The sequence below is a fragment of the Vibrio sp. LaRot3 genome, from assembly GCF_027587025.1.
Lineage (GTDB): Bacteria > Pseudomonadota > Gammaproteobacteria > Enterobacterales > Vibrionaceae > Vibrio.
Genome location: NZ_JAPPTI010000001.1, coordinates 305,589 through 323,731, shown reverse-complemented (window position 1 = coordinate 323,731; position 18,143 = coordinate 305,589). Strand labels below are relative to the sequence as shown.

Sequence of the window (18,143 nt, the reverse complement as noted above, 5' to 3'; positions counted from 1 at the left end):
TCTATCGTACAAGAATCTTGCGCTTTGCCATATTCAACCTGATCGGTTTTGTTAACTATTTCCTTCATTCCATTCAAATTTATCGAGTTTCTAGCCGCAGTGGCGAGCAAATCGCCACTGCAAAGCTAAATCAATGAATCTGGAAAACAAATCTTGCGTCTGTCCAGCGCGAGTTATCTGTGCCACCAGCCGAATCGTTTGCCGAAATATAGATAGGGTTACTGTCGTATACTCTATTCGGTGTACCCGTTACATGCAGTACGCCTTGTTGGTCAATGGTGTAGACAAGACCGACATCAGAACCACTTGGTTTGAGTGTCAGTGCGTCACCTTCAGGGTCACTGTATAACCCTGACACATCAATTGACGTTGTGAACGGGACACCTTGTGTGAGATCCCATGCGGATATTTCAGCTTCAACTTTTGAATACTCAACCCAATCCAATACTGGCTTACCGTTACCCGCGACATTGACTTTGCCATAAAGCGTAAAGTCTGAAGTTTGTCCCTGCTCGTCAATACCTAATACGTCAAAGGAAAAAGTGGCTTCACGTGTAGGCGTACCTTCAAAGTGCACATGCTCATTAGCATCAATCCAACTCATCATGCCATCGACGCCAAAGCCGCTGGTTTTAATGCTGACATGCCCTTCATCACTAAATAGTCCGCTAGTATCAAAACTCGATTTAATGTACACCCCTTCCTGCCACGCCAAACTGGTTAACCATGCTTGCATTTCAGTGGCTTTGGTCGGATTAACCACTGGCGGCATATCCGCTGCTGGCGCGACTACTTGGTAATTAAATTGTGTCGATGCGCTTAGCTCGTAGCCATCACTGCTGCGTAGCTCAAGTTGATAAGCGCCAACTTGTGTGGGTGTTCCTGATGCGACTAACTGTTCACCTTGCACCGCCCAATTCAAACCATTAGGCGCAGTAGAAGAAACAAGACTGTAAGTCACTGCATCCCCATCAGCATCGGTGAATAAACCCGTTAATGGAAAAGATTGACTGTATGCGGAGTCTTGCACAATATTTTGCTGGTTGAGCAGCGTTTGCAGCTGACTGTTTACTTGGCTGTCTAACTGCGGTGCATTATTTTGATCACGAATGTTTAGCGTAAAAGAAGACGCATGAGAGCGAGTACCATGTTCGTCAACCGCCACTACAAACACTTCAAACGTACCCAGCTTATCTGGCGTTCCTTGCAGTAAGTTGGTCGGGTCAATCGAGAGGCCTAACGTGGTGTCTTCATTGGCAATATCTAACTCGTAAGATAGAGAATCTGCGTCTTTGTCTTCAAACCACTCAGACACATCCACTACGGGATAAGGCAAACCCATCCAAGCGATTTGATCATCAGGTTGCATCGCTTCGATCAGACTCGGCTTATGGTTAGCATCCACCTGCACCGAACCATCTTGATTAACCGTCACGGTTGGCACGTAGTCATCACTAAAATCTGTATTAGGATCAACAACAGCAGGAGCAACATCAGCCACGATAGCTTCAACAACAGCAGCTTGCTGCTCAATGGAATTCGATTGGTGATCAACTAATGTTTCACCAATCATCGCCACCGCTTGAGCAGAATCACTGCCTTGCTGAGCCGTTTGCAGATAATCGGAAAACACCAAGTCGCTGTCTGCGCCTAATGCACTGACCAAATCAACCACTTTCTGCTTCGCTTGAGTAAGTGACTGACCCTGTGCCTGATACTCAGCCACCATGTGCGAATATGGTGAGACAACAAAGCCATCTGCGGCTTTCAGAGAGAAATCGCTTGTGACCACGCCTCGGCTTAAATCAACCGTTTCACCCGCCACCGCTTGGATACAAATGCCATCGTTTAACTGCTGCTCAGTGATTGAATATTGGCCTTGTTGATTGGTGACACCTAACTCTATGGTGCAGTTTGGCCCTGTCATCACTTGCGCATTAGTTAGATAGCCATCAATGGCGGTTAAGGTACGCAATTGGCCGCCAAGTTCAGGGGCTGAATCTGCGCTACTACCCCCATTACATCCAACTAGGGCGGTGGAAACTAAAATAGGTAATAGTAATGGTCTCATTTGAACTCTCCTCGTGTTGATGAGGTAAGAGTGCCAAATCTCAATCAATAGTATTAGGTACGAAAACCAACCAAATATACGCAAAGTTTTTTCACTTTATTGCACATTTGTGCCGATGAACTCATGTAGCGCTCTGATAACAGGCGAATTTTTATAAATTTCATGTCAAAGTAGATTAAGGATTGATTGCTGAACAAGGAAGGAGCATTTAATGCGTTTACTACTGCTTAGCCTGCTTGGACTGTTTTCTGGCTTTGCCACTGCAAACTACAATAATTTAGCTTGGGTCAGTATTGATGACAAAGGCACACGAGTATATGACACCAACAACGTTCTGAAAGTTGCCATCGAAGACAATCGCTTTATTCCGCTCGCTTACAACGCCAAATGGCGTGACTCTGCACCTGAACTTTTTCCTAAAATCCGTACGCTAAGTCAATATGAGTTAGATGCGTATGCCTCCCCCAATTTAGTTAAGGGAATTCAAAAATTGGTGGCTGAATTTAGCTGCGCCACTTACCGTTTTAATCAGAAAAAACCGCAAACGCGCTCCTGCCAAGGCGCAAGCTTTGACAATAAAAAACGCGAAGGAAAGCCCTTTCAAGGTGGGCAATATGTTGATAATCGTCTAACCGTATCAATCAATAATGTTTCTAACTCTATGCCCAACCGCAGTTACGACATCTACTTGCCTAGTGCCAAAGAGAATCCGCTTAATTCGGTGTGGGGGGCAGTGCATGAACTGGGATCTTTCTTCGTTCGACAACGTGACAACAAAGATACGGTGCTTACAGTTTATATTGATGCCTATCGATTAGACAAAGATTTAGAGCGCGGTAAAAAAGTAACGGACAAACCTCAGGTGGTGTTTGTCGTCATCCCAAGAGCGTCAGTTATTGGCCGCCAAAGCAGTGAACAAGCAGCGGCAAATTTTGCGGTAAAAGACGCGGTATTGATCGTACCTTACACAAACAACTAAACGGCTTTTCATTGTTCTCTGAAAACAAACAGTTCTCTGAATACAAAAAAGCCCTCTTATATGAGGGCTATTTCATTAATGGATTCAAGCCATTCATGGGCGCTTTGCTAGCACTTTATCAATGTCTTCTGCACTGTGGCGCTCTTCGAGCTGCTCCCATTCTTCACCCCAAGCTTTATTAACAATACGCCCGCGTTGAACCGCTTCTCGCTGGTCAATCTGTTTTGCCCAACGGATTAAGTTTGGATAGCTTTCCACGTCTAAAAACTCAGCCGCATCATAGGCTCTGCCTAACACTAGGTTGCCATACCAAGGCCAAGTGGCAATATCGGCAATGGTGTATTCATCACCAGCTAAATACGTGTTTTGCGCCAGATGTTTATCCAGTAAATCCAGTTGGCGTTTGGTTTCCATCGTAAAGCGATTGATCGGGTATTCAAACTTCTCTGGTGCGTAAGCATAGAAATGACCAAATCCACCACCTAGGTATGGTGCACTGCCTTGTAACCAAAATAGCCAGTTCATCATCTGAGTTCGTTTAGCAAAATCTTGAGGAATCAATTGGCCAAATTTTTCTGCCAAGTACAGCAAGATATTACCCGACTCAAACACATTCAAAGCGGGTTGTTGAGAGTGATCGACAAGGGCAGGGATTTTTGAGTTTGGATTGGCTTCGACAAAGCCAGACGAGAACTGGTCGCCCTCACCAATACGGATCATGTAAGCGTCATATTCCGCTTCGGTAACACCTAAGGCCAATAGCTCCTCAAGCATAATTGTTACCTTTTGACCATTTGGTGTGCCCATTGAGTAGAGTTGAAGAGCATGCTCACCCACAGGCAGCGCTTTTTCATGTCTTGCGCCAGCTGTCGGTCGGTTAATGCTCGCCCAAGTTCCACCAGTTTCGGTATCTTCTGTCCAAACTTTTGGAGGCGTGTAATTGTCGGCCATAACCTTTTCCTTATTGTTTTATTTACCTTCTACTCTAGTTGATGTTGTGGCGTGTGTTTAAAAAAACAACTCCACTAGGCTGTATTACTTCAATAAAAAAAGCCCCTGCATATTCGCAGGGGCTATCAAGACAATTAGCTCTTCGATACGTTCACTTGGTGTGTGTCACGTCCTTTACTATGGGCAACCCAAACCCGCTTGGTTTGATAACCCGGCGCACTCACTTCAACATGATAGTTGCCGGAAGGAAGCTTCATGCCCGCTCGATATCGTGGCTTGATGTTCATAACACGAATCTTAGCGTTCGGCGCATTAGTCTTCACCGTAAATGGCAAATCGACCAGCTGACCAGATTGAGTAATCGCCTGCTTTTGATCTTCAAAACCTTGGCGCATCTCGTCTGAAGCTAAGGATTTAGGCGGATTTAGCTTCGCCATCACCACTTTGTCCATTTCACCTATCGAGTGCTCTAGGGTGTTTTTGAACAACTCGGTAATCTTCATGTTGTCATCAAACTTCGCGCCAATTGGCTGCACAACAGGCTGAGTATGCAGCACCCACTTAAGCGCAATTGAGCCAATAGGTGATACAGTCTCATCAAACTTATCTAAGAAGTAACTCGTGGTCGATTTCTCTTCGGTAAACTTAGAACTGCCCACCAACAGAGGCACGGCAAACACCGCAATAATCAGCAGTGCTGACAACGCTGGGCTGACATATTTCTCCCACGGTTTTTGCTCATGTTCAAAGTCCTTATCGTAATCAATTAACGCCCAGAACTTAAACGGCAACTTAACGACGGTCAGTAGCACCAACAGCAGTGACAGCGACATAGAAATCGGCGGAACGATAATAGAACGAAGCGCTGACTTACCATTTTCAGCCAATGGTGCGCCATCTTCGAACTGTGAACGAGCCGACTCGATATAACGAAGCCAGTATTGCGTCTCGCGCTTGATGTTCACCTTTACGACTTTGGTATAGAACTGCTTATTGTTCCAGTCCGCCATCATTGGTTTCACGTAATTACGTTCACCCATTGCCTTTAATATGCGAGCTTGAATTTGCGGGTCCTTCTGGAAGGACTTCCAAGACAAGTTTGGCTTCATATCCATGCCACGACTTGCCATTTCGGCTTCCCACTTCTGGTCAATCTTCTTACGAGCTTGTGCTTTTACCGTATTCTTAAAGGCAGAGATCTGAGATACACGCCAACTCTTTTTAAGGTGAATGCCTTTTTGTGCCACTTTAGAGCGCACTTTCTGCACAGTGACTGAGTGGTGACGAAACTCTTTGATACTGCGAATACCCATTGGGTATCCCGTTTCACGCTTAAACTTATCTTTCCATAACACTAAGATACGTGGCGTATAGTGAGCCACCTCATTGGTGAACACTTCTCGTACATCTTGCTTACCCGCATCGCCGGTGGCAATCTCTAAACCCGCCAATACCGCTGACAAGCCCAACGTCATGGCGGTTTCAGATAGCGAGGTTTCGCCCTTAGTTCTGCGTACTTCTCGCTTCAGCCAGTAATCCATATCCTTATACGGAATACCTGCGTTTTTCAGTGTTCTTGCGTATTGCTTTTCTTCATCGGTAATACAACGATTGAGGCGATCACGTTTATTGCTCTTGCCGCCATAGCGGTCGATACAACGGTTACGATCTTCAAAGTGATCGTAAATTTTCGGTGCAACCTTCTGCGCGCGAGCTTCTGCTCTAGCGAGATACGCTTTCTCCGCGTTACGGTAATCTTTCCAACCTTTAGCAATCTGCGTTTCTACATCTTCCCATGCTTCATTTGCCATGCTTGGCACCTGACGCATGTTCTTGTTGTACTTATCGACACCCGCTTGGTATTGCTTGTAAGAAGACAACACTTCAGAACGCATGTTTTTGTAATCGTTGAAGTAATCATCAAACTGACTGTTCGCTTTGTTTTCGATATAACGATTTAGGATCTGACGTTTTTTATCATCGACATGATGGATGAACTCATCGTTCGCATAAACAAGGCCCCCCATCATGGCTAAAAACGTCATTTCCGTTGGCGACGTCGCATGTTTTGAGTCGTAAGGAAGACCAGATATCTGCACCGCATTGGCGGCCAAACTTGAGCGCAATATCGAAGCAAAGAAGGCTTCTTGACGTTGCTGCGATGTCGATGGTTCAACCAAAAATTTATAGATAAGAAGTTTTTGACCAAAGAACACCGTTGGCCAAACAATTAAAGCCACGAGAGAAAAACTCATCATGGCTCTTGGCACGCTGCTAACTAATCGCCCTTTTAGCAATAAATCCGCGATCAATAAAGTAACGCCAATACCCGAAATGGTACGACCAAATAGCTCAACAAGATGAAGCGTTTGATCATCGACGCTCCCTCCCCCTGCAACCTCTACCAGCTTGGCGTTAAACACCACCTCTGGAATCAGGTAACACAGCGACATAACAAACAGTGTTATCGCGAACCACTTGGGTTTTGCTCTTTGCGCTTTGCTAGCGCTCTCTTGTTTCTTTTCTGTAGCCATACTGAGTTCTTAATTAGGAATTTCGATATTGATTGGCTTCGCCTCTAGCGATAAATCTTCATCTTCAGGGATGAATACGCGTGATGAGGTGCTGGTAGTTTTACTGCCCGACTTCGATGTCACTTTCACCGGTGCGCTGGTGGTTCTAGTCATAGAGCGCACTTTGCCATTCGATGTAATGTAGTGATTGTCTTCAAGATACATTAACTGCTCTTCAAGACGGTTGAAGTCCGCATCATTCGGCAGCTTCATAATCGCGCGGCCATATTCAGTTGTTGGCTGATAGCTACGCGCTTTCGCGGCTAGGTTTGGGTAAAGACGATGGCAAGCTTCAAACTTAGAGGTGTCCATAATGGCTTCGTCAGGTAACTGGCGACCACGGCTCTTTAGATAGGCGAGTTGAGACTGATGATAATCTGTGCCATTAATGCTGTAGGTGGCGACACGTTTAAGACCAGCTTGATGAGAGCGAGTATAAATCGTTGAAGCGCCCACAAAGCTACGGATATCAACGTGTAATCCGCTATTTGCACCTAACGCTTTACGCACGGTTTTTGCTGAGTACTTCTGAGACTTACTGCGCGATCGCTTACGCGCTTCATAATCTGATACCCAGTTAATCTGACGATTGTACTTTTGGTACAGCACATCGGACTTAGCTGCCTTACGAGCCGTTTGCTTTGCTTTGGCGATGGACGTTGGGTGCGGTTCCCAGACGTAACCAAGATAAACGTGCTTATCAAGCTCTCGCATTTTTTTCAGCACATCAAATTCCAACGAGCTGAAGAAATAACTCCCTTGCGGAAGACTTTCTCTCGCCATGCGAAGCAATTGGTTTAACTCAACAATATCAGCATCTTCTTTGATTTCGATATTCAGCTGCTGCCCAAGATGATAACTGTTTGCCCATTGCTGGAACGCGTCAATGGCGTAAGGCGCTCGCTCATTAGTTAGCTGACCATCTTTGTCGCGCACAACCAAGGTATTCCACTCTTTACCTTTGATGCGAGACATACGATAACGCTTACCATCCGAACGACCTGTCGCACGACCGGTATAGCTATCATGGTGAACCACCCAATAGCCATCACGCGTTAACATCACATCAATTTCTACCCCATCAAAGCCACCAAGCGCTCCCATTAGAACCGCTGAAGAGGAGTTCTCCGGATAGTTGTAATGGCCTCGGTGGGCGTAAACATCAATAGGGCAAACCTGACCATTCAAATAGGCGGGGGTTTGAGCCGCCGTCCAATAAAGGCCGCGAGCATTAAGCGCATATTGAATATCTTGCACCTGTTGCGGCGTGTAAGGAGAGAGTTTAAACACTCTCCCTTCCGCACCAAGAGGCAGGCCATTTAAGCCTGCGACTTCATCTTGATAATCACTGCTAGAAAGCTTGTCACTGCTTGAACAGCCAACCAATGCAATCACCAAGCTACTAAGCAGTATTCTTACTAATTTCACTGTTTCATCCTTAAATCATGGCGACATGACTACCCGCAGACTGCTTTTTCGCTGCGACTTGCTCTTGTTGCTCTTCCACTTGTTTGGTGAGGTTCTCACTGCTGCGCAAAGTGCGATCGCGCTCTTCGCTTTGATTACCAACCTCACTAAATAGGCGGTTGTACTGCTCATGATGATGGGCTGCATCGATCAATAAACGACGCAAATTATCAAACAAGTCAGCACACTGCTTAGTCGTGTCGATGTATTGCTGACTTTGGCTTAGTGCCTGAGCATATACATCCACTAAAGGGGTCATATTGCGACTGTCGACATTACGTCCCGCGGCATCATTCCATTGAGCGCGCAGAGTTTCCCAGTGCTCTTCAAAATTGCACTTGGAGTAATAGGTATTTTCACGCTCCTCTTCTAGATGAGTCAGCGTGGTTCGAAAATAACTGGGTTCAAATGAAGGCATAATTGACTCTGAGAACTATCGGCGGTTAAGAGGCTGGTCAAAGGCGATCAGCAAGGACACTTTATCTTGAAGCGTGTACTTCAATGAGAAAGCTTCACCCTGAATCGACTCGTGATGGTTTTCCACATTGCGTAACTGCAAGAAAGCTTGGTTGTTGTCACTCTCGAGTTTTGAGATCGTCTCTGTTTGCTCTTGAAGTGTCTTTTTAAACTCACCCAGTAACGCCTTCACCTGATCTAGCACTTGCAAGCAATGCTTGGAAAAATCATGGCTATAGTTCGCTTGACGCTTACCATCATTGGCCACCTGCAACGCATGATCAGCCAGCACCACTGACTCTTTCGCTTCTGAAAGCGCGACACGAGCACCTTGCAATTGCGCTTGGGCGCGATTTCTCTCTTTAAGCGCAGCGTTACGCTCGGCGACGGCAGCGTTGTAAACGCTTCGACAATGACTCGCATGAGCACATGCGGAGCTATAGGCCATCTCTTCGGCATGTGTATCGGGTGGATCATAACGATAGACATCTCGACCGTTGCTGTCTTTACCCACATACACTCGAACAGGAGGGCGACTTCTCGCCGCTTGCAAAGCATGATAAGCACGATCTTTACGGCTTTGCGCCTCGTTATCGTCGCGTTCTGCACTTCTCATTTCACGTTCACAACGCTCGAAATGGTTATCAGCACGGCTATACCAAGCTTGCGCTTTGTCCGTTTGGCTGCTCCAAGTCGCGCGTAAGTTATGCGCATCTTCCAAGCTTGCCGTGCTCGACGTTTCCGTTTCAATAGCATGATCCACTTGCTCTTCTACTCGACGATGACGAGTTTGAGCGTGCTCTAATGCAGCTTGGTAGCCTTTCTCTAAAGAGTCATACAGCTCATGACAGGCAAACACATCTGATTTCGCCAGACCAATATAGTCTTGCGTCAAAGCGTGCATGGCTTGGGCTTGCTGTAATAAAGAAGTGATCAGTTCTAGCTGATAATCCGTTTGATAATCCAACTCTTCCAGTTGGTTAACTAACCATCTTGGTTGCATTCGGCCTCCTCATCACTCGCTGTGGAGGTCTGCTGCTCATCTTGTTGCTGACTTTGAAGGTTAGGATCACAAGCGTCACGCCAATCCATCAACTTAGTCAGTAGTTGATCAGCTTGAGCCAAAATGGTCGTGATTTCAGATTCAACATCTTCAGCACCGATACCATAATAATCTTCTCTCAGTGCAGCCCAACGGCTTCGCATTGAATCCACTGAGGTTTCAATTTGAGTGTAAGTTTGATTAGTGACCATGGTGAGCTCTTGCAGTGCTTCTTGCTGACGTAGCTTATTCATGCAGATAACTCCTGATGAGCGCCAGCTTATGTTGTAACTGGTCAGCCAACTCAGTGCAGCGAACATTAGCAATTAAACCTGCTAGGTCTTCAATTTCTACTAAGTCACGTTGCATTCGTAATTGCATCTCTTCTGATAGCTCAGGCAGAGTATTCTCTGCCTGAACACTTAGAAGACCGATTTGCTTAATCACTTGGCTGCTGAGCGCTTCTAGCTCTCCCAACAACAAAGGGACTTGCTCTTCAACTCGATCTAACGACATGGATTAACTCCACTTAGCGTATAGCTGAGCTAGGTGCGTTAAGTTGCTGTCGAGCGAATCCGCTTGGGTGTAGCAATACGGCTTAAACTTAGTTGGGCGGTTTTGCATTTGGTCGATATGAAGCGCGTAAATTGGCTTCTTACCATCCGCTTGCAGTTTGGCTGCATCACGTGTTTTCAATAGACGAAAGCTATCTTCCTCTGACATTTGCAGAGCAATTTTATGACGGAAGCTTTCAATATCGTTACGATCAAATGCTTTGGTCACTGAACGAACGTTATCAAAGCTTAAGATCAAGTGAATACCATACTCTGAACCATGCTCTAGCAACGTGGCAAAGTGAGCGCCACTTTCATCAGCATGAACTTTCATGCCATGCGTGTTATCTTGCTTCGCTAGCTCTTTCACACGTTGTGCTTCGTTAATAACGATAAAGATTGATGGCTCAGCCAACATCTCTTCTTCGTCCATCTCACGACGCTTTTGCAGTTCAGCGGCAACCGCATCAAGTTGAGGCGCAAAATCTTTAAAGGTTTCGCAGAAAGTGCCCTTGTTTGCGAGTGCTTTTTCATTCGCCGCCGCCATTACGCCATACCACTGAGAACCTTTGATGCTTCGGTCTAAGATATGTACTTGGTATTGGTCATTCAGCGCATTGATTGGCATTTGAGCAACCATGTAACCCAGCATACCTAGACGAGCTTCATTGCTATCGCCCACTAACACCATGTGTTCACCAGCGCGACGACGCAACACCACTTTCGCTTGGCCATGAATGTTCATCTCTTTACCTAGCCAGAAAACCGAAGGACGCTCTACTGGGTACCATTCATTTTCATTTAGGCCGCCAAGGTGCTGAGGCTGGTTCGCGTAACGAATCCATTCATCTTCCGTTGGACGCTGTGGGTGATGAGCAAACAAAGTATTTAGCTGGGCATTGTCTACCAGTTGCGGCTGTTCTGAACCATCAAGCAATACAGTGTGGTTTTCACCGCCTTGGTCGTTCCACTTAGCCACTAGCTGATCAAGCAATTGCTGACGCTGAGATTCTTCAATGTACGCCACACGACCAGTATCACATGGCACTTCATCCACACCACCGTTGTGGCTTGTTACGACTTGACCGGTTTCTGTACAACCACGGATCAGCTGTTTACCTTTAGATCCAAACTCTTGCAGCGAAGTAATTTCTTCACCACTCATCTTCATTGCAACACGCAAGTTAATGTTGCTGAACGTTGCTTGAGGCTGAGACATACCCGGAACCACAAACTTCTGTGAACCCACAAACATGTGAATACCTGCGCTTCGACTTTGCGATGCGATGGCAATCATCAGCTGCGAACCTAGACCCGTTTTGTCGTCTTCAAATAGAGTTTGGTATTCATCAATGATCAGCATTAAACGTGGCAGTTTGCCATTTGGCGAACCCGCTTTGCGGTAGCTAATAAAGTCTGAGAAACCAAGCTCTTTGAACATGTCGTTACGACGGTTCATTTCGTCCAACAGCTCTTGCAGTACACTACGAGCTAATTGTGGGCTTGTGTTCAACGAGACTACGCGTGCATGAGGCAGTTTCGGGTAGCTTTGGAATTCCACACCCTGCTTACCATCGATCAGGTAGAACTGCACATCTTCTGGGCTATAGCGACTTGCCATCGACAAAATAAACGCATGGTACAAGTTCGACTTACCAGCACCCGTCATAGCCGCAAGCATACCGTGTGAAGATGGCTGCTTATTACGCTCACCAAACCAAAGTTCAATATCGTTCTTACGGCTACCAGAGCCACCGATTGGCGCAGAAATCACTTCAGTTGCGTTCTCTTGCCACCACTGATTTGGATCGGTATCAATAACATCAGAGAAACCTAGCTTGGTTTCTTTTGGCTTCGCTCGGCTTAAGCCATCAAGAATCGCGTTCATTACCTCTGAGTTTTGAACGCTATCACGATAACCTTTGCCTAAATTCCAGACAATTTGATTCTTATTGTTGTAAACATTGCGAATTTCTGGGAACAAGGTCTTTAATGACAAACCATTTGGCAGCTCGGCATCCGTATCAAGATCAAGCAACACAATTTTGCCCGCTTTCGGACCTGTGTTCGCGATCTTAGCCAGTAGCTCAATTGATCGACGGTCATAAGCTTGCGGGAAGTCTTTTGCTACGATCAATTCAAACTTCGCGTTACCTAAAATCTCTTCATCAACATCAACCAAACGCTCTGTGTTGTTATCAAGGTAACTGTTTTGAATACGTACAATATCAGTCAGAATCTCTTCTAATACGCGGGATACGTCATTATCTACCATACGTTTGAATGGCAGACGTTTGGTGTATGGGAAGCTTTGGCCCATCTTAATTGGGTCAATCAGAGTAAACTGAGAAGAGTACGGCAGCATTGTCGCTAAGCGGAATACGAACGCATTGATTTTGCTGATTGAATGCTCGTCTTGCGAAAAGTAGTAGCAGTAATCCGAACTATAGAATGGAATTTCTTTTGGTATGCTAACAACGTGTTCTGCATTTTGACCGTCGGTATAGGTAATGTCTTCCATACCCACAACAAGGTTACGCGGTAGATAGTTATGATCAAACGCGTAGCTGTTCCAATCCACTTCCGATAACCAAGGTTGCAATGGCGCAGGTAGTCGAGCCAACACTTGGCGCATGTTGCCCACTGAAATAGCAAGGTCTTGATGGTTTGCAGCTACCACCTGCTCTGCTTGCACTTGTGCATTTGGCAAAACCGTTTCTTCTAGGTAATTCACCACTTCGTGAACGCTATCAGCTTTGCCGCTTAATTCTTGTTTTAATTGCTCACCCAGCTCTTTGCGCTTTAGGTCCGCTTCTTTAAGTTTTGTATCTAGTTCAATCATCGGAAAACCTTACGCCATTTGATTCTGAATAAAGCCTGCTAACACTATAATGAACGCCGCAGTCCACATGAGTTTCTTCTGTAGACTCTTACGGCGAGAAGCAGCGAGTTCAGCCTTTGCTTCTGCCTCGGCTTTCAAACGCGCTTCTTCTTCGCGCTTGCGTTGCTCTTCTGCTCTCTTTTCATCAAGTAGGTGCTGATAATGGCTATAGAATGCATTTTCCGACGCACGGATCTCACCTAGAGTGTCCGCGACTGGCTGCCATTGTTGAGGGAGCTGTTTGCTGTACGATGTCAGTTGGTCTGCAATGTCTTGCGCTAACGGAGTCTGACCCGAAATATTACTTAACTGACGTGCTTGATTAAGTAGATTGGTAAATGCTTGCGCATGCTCACGCTCACTTTCCAAAGAGGAAGAAGGTTTACCACCTTGGCGCAGATCATCAAGCGACGAATCAATGACTGATTCATTCTTAGAAAGGTAACTCTCAATAGATGACAAAGTTTGTTTAAGAGAAGAACTGTGCTCTTGAACCACTTTTTTGCTGTTTTCAACAGTTTGCTGACTGTTCTCAATGTTTTTGCCTGCTTTTACGCGTGCTTCATGCACGGGTAAAAAGGCACGTCTAAACTCTTCGATACTTTCGAAGTTTGCCAAGCCTTGGTCTTGCATACTCTTCCTAACAAAGTTGTGAAATTGACATTCATACAATCGCTAGGAACCGCCTGAAAGCCTTGCTGTCCCTAGCAAATAAGCCATAAATTTTTAGTTCAGATAGGTATTTGTAAACTAATTAACCATCCGATTAATAATGGAAACGAACAGTATCATGCACCTTTTTTTCATTCAATTTAATGAGTATGCAAAATCAGCAGGCAAAGCTCGCTATTTATAAAAATGTGAACAAGCACACATCTATGCGAGAACACCTGTAGCCCCCATTCATAAAGGCTTGAGATAAACACACTCACGATAATACGAATTGTAAAAAAACACCGAAAATATGATAGGGACGTAAAAACTCGCAAAAGCCGCAAAATTTTTTAAAGTTTTTTACTAACCAAAAAAAGCCCTCATCAAATGAGGGCTTGTAAACTAGGGGGTGACTAAATTTTATCTTTCAGAACCACGCTTAGTATCTCTTGAGGATTTCAGCGATTTGCTCCGTTGTTTCTGCTTCAATCATCGCAGCAATATCATCATCATTTTGGAACAATTCCGACAAAGCGACGATGGTTTGGATGTGGCTATCTGAATCCATCGCGGCCAACGTAATCGCAACAAATACATCACCGTTATCTTCCGATTCCAAATCCACACCATGTTTAAACACAGTTACCTGCAAAGAGGCTTGGTTCACGCCATCTTCTGGGCGAGCGTGTGGCATCGCAATCTTAGGTGCTAGCACATAGTACGCGCCAATCTCTTGATGTTTCTGCTTAATCGCGGCGAGATAACTTGGCTCTACTTTGCCTTGCTCTAGTAACTTCGAGCAGGTGATATCTAATGCTTGCTCTACCGATAACTCTTTTTGTTCTGTGATGACGATGCCGCTGTCACCAATTAGGTTAAAGATACTCATGACACAATCCAACCAAGAATCAGACCAACCACACCGAAGTCAAAGTCAGCAAATGTTGTTGCTTCAAGACCTAGGCCACCCAGTACTGGAAGAAGTAGCATTGGTAGGAACGAGATACACAGACCTTGAGTGAATGAGCCTAAAATCGCACCACGTAGACCACCTGTTGCGTTACCGTAAACACCTGCCGCACCACCTACGAAGAAGTGAGGAACCACGCCAGCTACGATAATTGTCCAGCCAAATGCACCTTGGATACCCATGGCAACAAGACCTGCTGCAAATGAACATAGGAAGCCGATCAATACCGCGTTTGGTGCAACTGGGAATACCATCGGGCAGTCTAGCGCTGGTTTAGCACCTGGAACTAACGTATCTGAAATACCTTTAAACGCTGGAACGATTTCGGCAATCAGCATCTTCACGCCTTGAAGAACGATGTACACACCACCAGCGAAAACAAGAGATTGCATAAAGGTGAACACAACCCAGTTTTGACCGTTAGATACCGTTTCAACAAACTCGCCACCTGCAAATATCGACGCGAGCATGAAGAACACAGCCATCGTTGTCGCTACCGCTACTGGTGTATCACGCAGGAACATTAGGCTCTTAGGTACATTGATGTCTTCTGTTGATTTAGAGGTATCACCAAATTTGCTACCAATAAAACCAGATACCACGTAAGAGAAAGTTGAAAAGTGACCAATCGCAAGCTGATCAGTACCCATCACTTTTTCAGTGTATCTTTGGCCAATCGCTGGCATTAACACCATTAGAGAACCCACTAAGATAGAGCCAATAGCCACTAACGCCGTACCTTTAATGCCCGCTGTAGACAGAATTACTGCTACTAGCATCGACATGAACATTGTGTGGTGACCAGTTAAGAAAATATATTTAAGAGGAGTAAAACGAGCCAATAAAATGTTCACTACAAATGCAAAGAACATAATAAGTGCCATTTCATAACCAAACGCTTCTTGCGCTAATGCCACAATCGCTTCGTTATTTGGAATTACACCACTTACACCAAATGCTTCTGTAAATACCACAGAGAAATTATTTAACGCACCAACTAATGCGCCAGCACCAAAACCTAAAATTAGGAAACCCATTACGGTTTTAATTGTGCCTTTCAAAATTGTTGAAATATCTGCCTTTTGCGCAACCAAACCAACAAAAGCAATTAAACCAACCATGATTGCCGGCTCTTTTAATAAGCCAAGCATAAACTCAAAAAAGTTTTGCATATTATTTACCTTACATAAATTGTTTTAATTGCTCTTCGATAGATGCTTTATCAAAGATATTTGCTAGGCTAACAATATTTTCTTTTCCTGCTTCTGCCAGTTGGTTTGCCACATCCGTTGCTGCAACCCAAATATCGGCATTGCTTGATGCTGCTGATGATAAATCTTCATGATCAACTTCGGCTTCCAAACCAATTTTTCCAGCGACTTCTTTTACCGCCATTTCCATCATCAGTGAAGTACCAAGACCGTTTCCGCAAACAACCATAATCTTTTTCATATTCGTAATCTCTGTAGGGGTTAATCAAATTGGCAAATATTCATTGCTCTTGTTTGTTGAGAGAATCATATCCAAAACCCCACAAATCAGAATAGATCACCATCACAAAACCAAAATGACCTTGTGATGGAGATCTCGTATTAGGACGAGTTTTTCGAGCATTTTATTGCTAATACCTCTTTGGGGTTAGAAATAGAATGACGTGCTTTTTATATATTTTAAGAAGGTGATTTAAAGTGTGATGTGGGTATATGAAAAGGGGTAAATATGTAAATAGAGATATTTAATGACGTTTACTTACCATAATCTGTAAGCATTTTCTTAAGCAGGCTATTAACGTCTTTCGTTTTCTTATTTCTTTTAGTTAAAGCCGACAGTGACATCGGTTTTTCAGGTTCTTCGAATGGTTTATCCGTATCTTCGAACTCCTTTTTCATTTTTTGCACGGCAGGAAGAAGCATGCGAATTTCTTCACCTTGTGCATTTTCTAATACAACAATATTGTCAGATTCAACTTGAGTAATTGTTAGAACGCCATGCTTTACGGATTCTACTTTCTCTCCAACCATAGACGATTGTGGCGGAACAGAACGGTCAGATAATTGGCCACTGCGTAATTTAGCGGCGGTAATAGAACGGATATTGCCAGTATTCTCAAACGCAACGATTACCGTATGAGTATTGTAATATTCAACTACCTGAACGTAGCCATGTTTTTTAGTTTCAAATCTAGCACCGATTTGCATATCTAACGGCGCATCCATTTTTTTCATTAACATCCAAACTTCCTGATGCCTCTCTATAAATTGCTGTCTATCTCAATATAAGATAACAAAGCAAACACGCTTAATTCCCATCCAGTATGAGAAGCCACACACTCTAAGTATAAACGTTGATATGTTCAAATTGAATAATACACTCTTTATTCAAATAGACGATCTAGCTCTAATTCAAGCGATGCAAACTAAGCTCTCAGTACGTAAATTTCACCAACAATCTACAACGTTTGGAAGAAATTGAGAAAATTGCGCAAGAGTATCAAATCACTCCCACTCAATTAGCCTTAGCGTGGTTAACAGCGCAAGGCGATAACATCATTCCTATTCCGGGCAGTCGTAAGACATCACGCATTGACGAAAACCTAGCTGCGCTAGAAGTTCAGTTAAGCCAAGAAACTCTTGATAAGCTAGATGAAATCGCACCGATTGGCGCATTCAAAGGGGCTACGTTGGTGTAGTTAACGCGAGAAGCTCTATCCATTCAACCAAGCCAGTGCCAAAGTCATCACTGGCTTTTTCTTTTCATGCAGGTTAGGTCAGGTCGATCAATGACTCAACGCTGATTGCATCATGACGCCAGTACTCAATATCACAACTGATCAATTCACCCTGTTGATTGTAATTCATTCGTTCTATGACTAATGAAGGAGTACCGGTTGTTGCTCGCAGTGATTGAGCCACTTCGCCCAATAAAGAACTGGTCAGTATTCGGTAGCGACTTTGTTGATAGACCACCGAATAATATTCCCGATAGACATCAGCGATTGAATTGGTGACGTCCAAATCGAGCAAATTAGGAAACTGTTGAGGGCTAGAATAATGCGTAACGTACGCGACTGGGCGATCTTCTAAGTAGCGAACGCGATCAATCTGATAAACGTCAGAGAAAGGCGGCAAATTGAGTAAACGTGCAGCCTGTTTATTCGCGAGTATTCCTTTCGCGCTGACTAACTCCGTTTTCGAAGTACGATTTTGTCCTTGGGCAAGAGCAGAGAAAGAGCTTCTTTGCTTAGGATCGTAACGCAGTGGTTGAGGAGAAATAAACCAGCCTCGGCGATCTTCTCGGTAAATACGCCCTTCGGCCTCGAGCAATGATAGGGCTTCTCGCAGCGTAACACGCGTCGTATCAAATGATTCCGCCAACTTGCGTTCAGCTGGTAGCTTTTGTCGCGGAGCCAACATGCCTGTTTCAATTTGCTCCACTATCGAATCTTTAATTTTTACGTACTGCACAAGTATCCTTATTTCCGCAGCCACACTGCCGCACCGTTAAAATAGCGAATAAGCATGAACAAAAGGGAATCTGAACTATCG

Annotated in this window: 16 protein-coding genes and 1 pseudogene; 2 read left to right on the top strand and 15 right to left on the bottom strand. The window is 44.7% G+C overall.

Going from position 1 to position 18,143, the window contains the following annotated elements:
- Nucleotides 1-130: 130 nt before the first annotated feature.
- Nucleotides 131-2,071: a putative Ig domain-containing protein gene (locus OH461_RS01630; RefSeq protein ID WP_270018904.1), complete on the bottom strand. Its 1,941-nt coding sequence runs from the start codon at nt 2,069-2,071 to the stop codon at nt 131-133.
- A gap of 211 nt (nt 2,072-2,282) precedes the next feature.
- On the opposite strand from OH461_RS01630, the gene OH461_RS01625 reads away from it, so the two are divergent.
- A complete protein-coding gene (locus OH461_RS01625) occupies nt 2,283-3,050 on the top strand; it encodes a hypothetical protein (RefSeq protein WP_270018903.1) in 768 nt (255 codons plus the stop codon).
- A 93-nt stretch (nt 3,051-3,143) separates the two neighbouring features.
- On the opposite strand, the gene yghU is transcribed toward OH461_RS01625, so the two are convergent.
- The 13 genes from yghU to OH461_RS01560 all read right to left on the bottom strand — a co-directional run bounded on the left by yghU (nt 3,144) and on the right by OH461_RS01560 (nt 16,823).
- The gene (gene yghU / locus OH461_RS01620; protein WP_270018902.1) at nt 3,144-4,001 is read right to left on the bottom strand and encodes a glutathione-dependent disulfide-bond oxidoreductase; all 858 of its coding nucleotides are present in this window, start codon (nt 3,999-4,001) and stop codon (nt 3,144-3,146) included.
- Nucleotides 4,002-4,135: 134 nt separating this feature from the next.
- A complete protein-coding gene (locus tag OH461_RS01615) occupies nt 4,136-6,535 on the bottom strand; it encodes a hypothetical protein (RefSeq protein ID WP_270018901.1) in 2,400 nt (799 codons plus the stop codon).
- A gap of 9 nt (nt 6,536-6,544) precedes the next feature.
- Nucleotides 6,545-8,002: a glycerophosphodiester phosphodiesterase gene (locus OH461_RS01610; protein ID WP_270018900.1), complete on the bottom strand. Its 1,458-nt coding sequence runs from the start codon at nt 8,000-8,002 to the stop codon at nt 6,545-6,547.
- Between the two features lie 10 nt (nt 8,003-8,012).
- Nucleotides 8,013-8,459: a hypothetical protein gene (locus OH461_RS01605; RefSeq protein ID WP_270018899.1), complete on the bottom strand. Its 447-nt coding sequence runs from the start codon at nt 8,457-8,459 to the stop codon at nt 8,013-8,015.
- A 15-nt stretch (nt 8,460-8,474) separates the two neighbouring features.
- Nucleotides 8,475-9,500 carry a hypothetical protein gene (locus tag OH461_RS01600; RefSeq protein ID WP_270018898.1) on the bottom strand — a complete coding sequence of 342 codons (1,026 nt, stop codon included), beginning with the start codon at nt 9,498-9,500 and terminating at the stop codon, nt 8,475-8,477.
- Nucleotides 9,482-9,793, bottom strand: a complete 312-nt coding sequence (locus OH461_RS01595; protein WP_270018897.1) for a hypothetical protein — start codon at nt 9,791-9,793, stop codon at nt 9,482-9,484. The genes OH461_RS01600 and OH461_RS01595 overlap by 19 nt, the downstream gene beginning before the upstream one ends.
- Nucleotides 9,786-10,055: a hypothetical protein gene (locus OH461_RS01590; RefSeq protein ID WP_270018896.1), complete on the bottom strand. Its 270-nt coding sequence runs from the start codon at nt 10,053-10,055 to the stop codon at nt 9,786-9,788. Before OH461_RS01590 ends, OH461_RS01595 begins: the two co-directional genes overlap by 8 nt.
- 3 nt (nt 10,056-10,058) lie before the next feature.
- Nucleotides 10,059-12,935 carry an FtsK/SpoIIIE domain-containing protein gene (locus OH461_RS01585; protein WP_270018895.1) on the bottom strand — a complete coding sequence of 959 codons (2,877 nt, stop codon included), beginning with the start codon at nt 12,933-12,935 and terminating at the stop codon, nt 10,059-10,061.
- Between the two features lie 9 nt (nt 12,936-12,944).
- A complete protein-coding gene (locus tag OH461_RS01580; protein ID WP_270018894.1) occupies nt 12,945-13,607 on the bottom strand; it encodes a hypothetical protein in 663 nt (220 codons plus the stop codon).
- Between the two features lie 460 nt (nt 13,608-14,067).
- Nucleotides 14,068-14,517 (bottom strand): PTS sugar transporter subunit IIA, encoded by a 450-nt coding sequence (locus OH461_RS01575; RefSeq protein ID WP_270018893.1) that lies wholly within the window; start codon nt 14,515-14,517, stop codon nt 14,068-14,070.
- Nucleotides 14,514-15,770 (bottom strand): PTS ascorbate transporter subunit IIC, encoded by a 1,257-nt coding sequence (locus OH461_RS01570; protein ID WP_270018892.1) that lies wholly within the window; start codon nt 15,768-15,770, stop codon nt 14,514-14,516. Before OH461_RS01570 ends, OH461_RS01575 begins: the two co-directional genes overlap by 4 nt.
- A 10-nt stretch (nt 15,771-15,780) precedes the next feature.
- Nucleotides 15,781-16,050 (bottom strand): PTS sugar transporter subunit IIB, encoded by a 270-nt coding sequence (locus tag OH461_RS01565; RefSeq protein WP_270018891.1) that lies wholly within the window; start codon nt 16,048-16,050, stop codon nt 15,781-15,783.
- Nucleotides 16,051-16,343: 293 nt separating this feature from the next.
- Nucleotides 16,344-16,823 carry a hypothetical protein gene (locus tag OH461_RS01560; RefSeq protein WP_270019834.1) on the bottom strand — a complete coding sequence of 160 codons (480 nt, stop codon included), beginning with the start codon at nt 16,821-16,823 and terminating at the stop codon, nt 16,344-16,346.
- 221 nt (nt 16,824-17,044) lie between these two features.
- Between OH461_RS01560 and OH461_RS01555 the strand changes: the two are divergent.
- Nucleotides 17,045-17,287 (top strand): annotated as a pseudogene (locus OH461_RS01555) (aldo/keto reductase); the annotation flags it as partial.
- A 73-nt stretch (nt 17,288-17,360) separates the two neighbouring features.
- On the opposite strand, the gene phnR reads toward OH461_RS01555, so the two are convergent.
- Nucleotides 17,361-18,062, bottom strand: coding sequence for a phosphonate utilization transcriptional regulator PhnR (phnR, locus tag OH461_RS01550; RefSeq protein ID WP_270018890.1), 702 nt, complete (start codon nt 18,060-18,062; stop codon nt 17,361-17,363).
- Between the last annotated feature and the right edge of the window lie 81 nt (nt 18,063-18,143).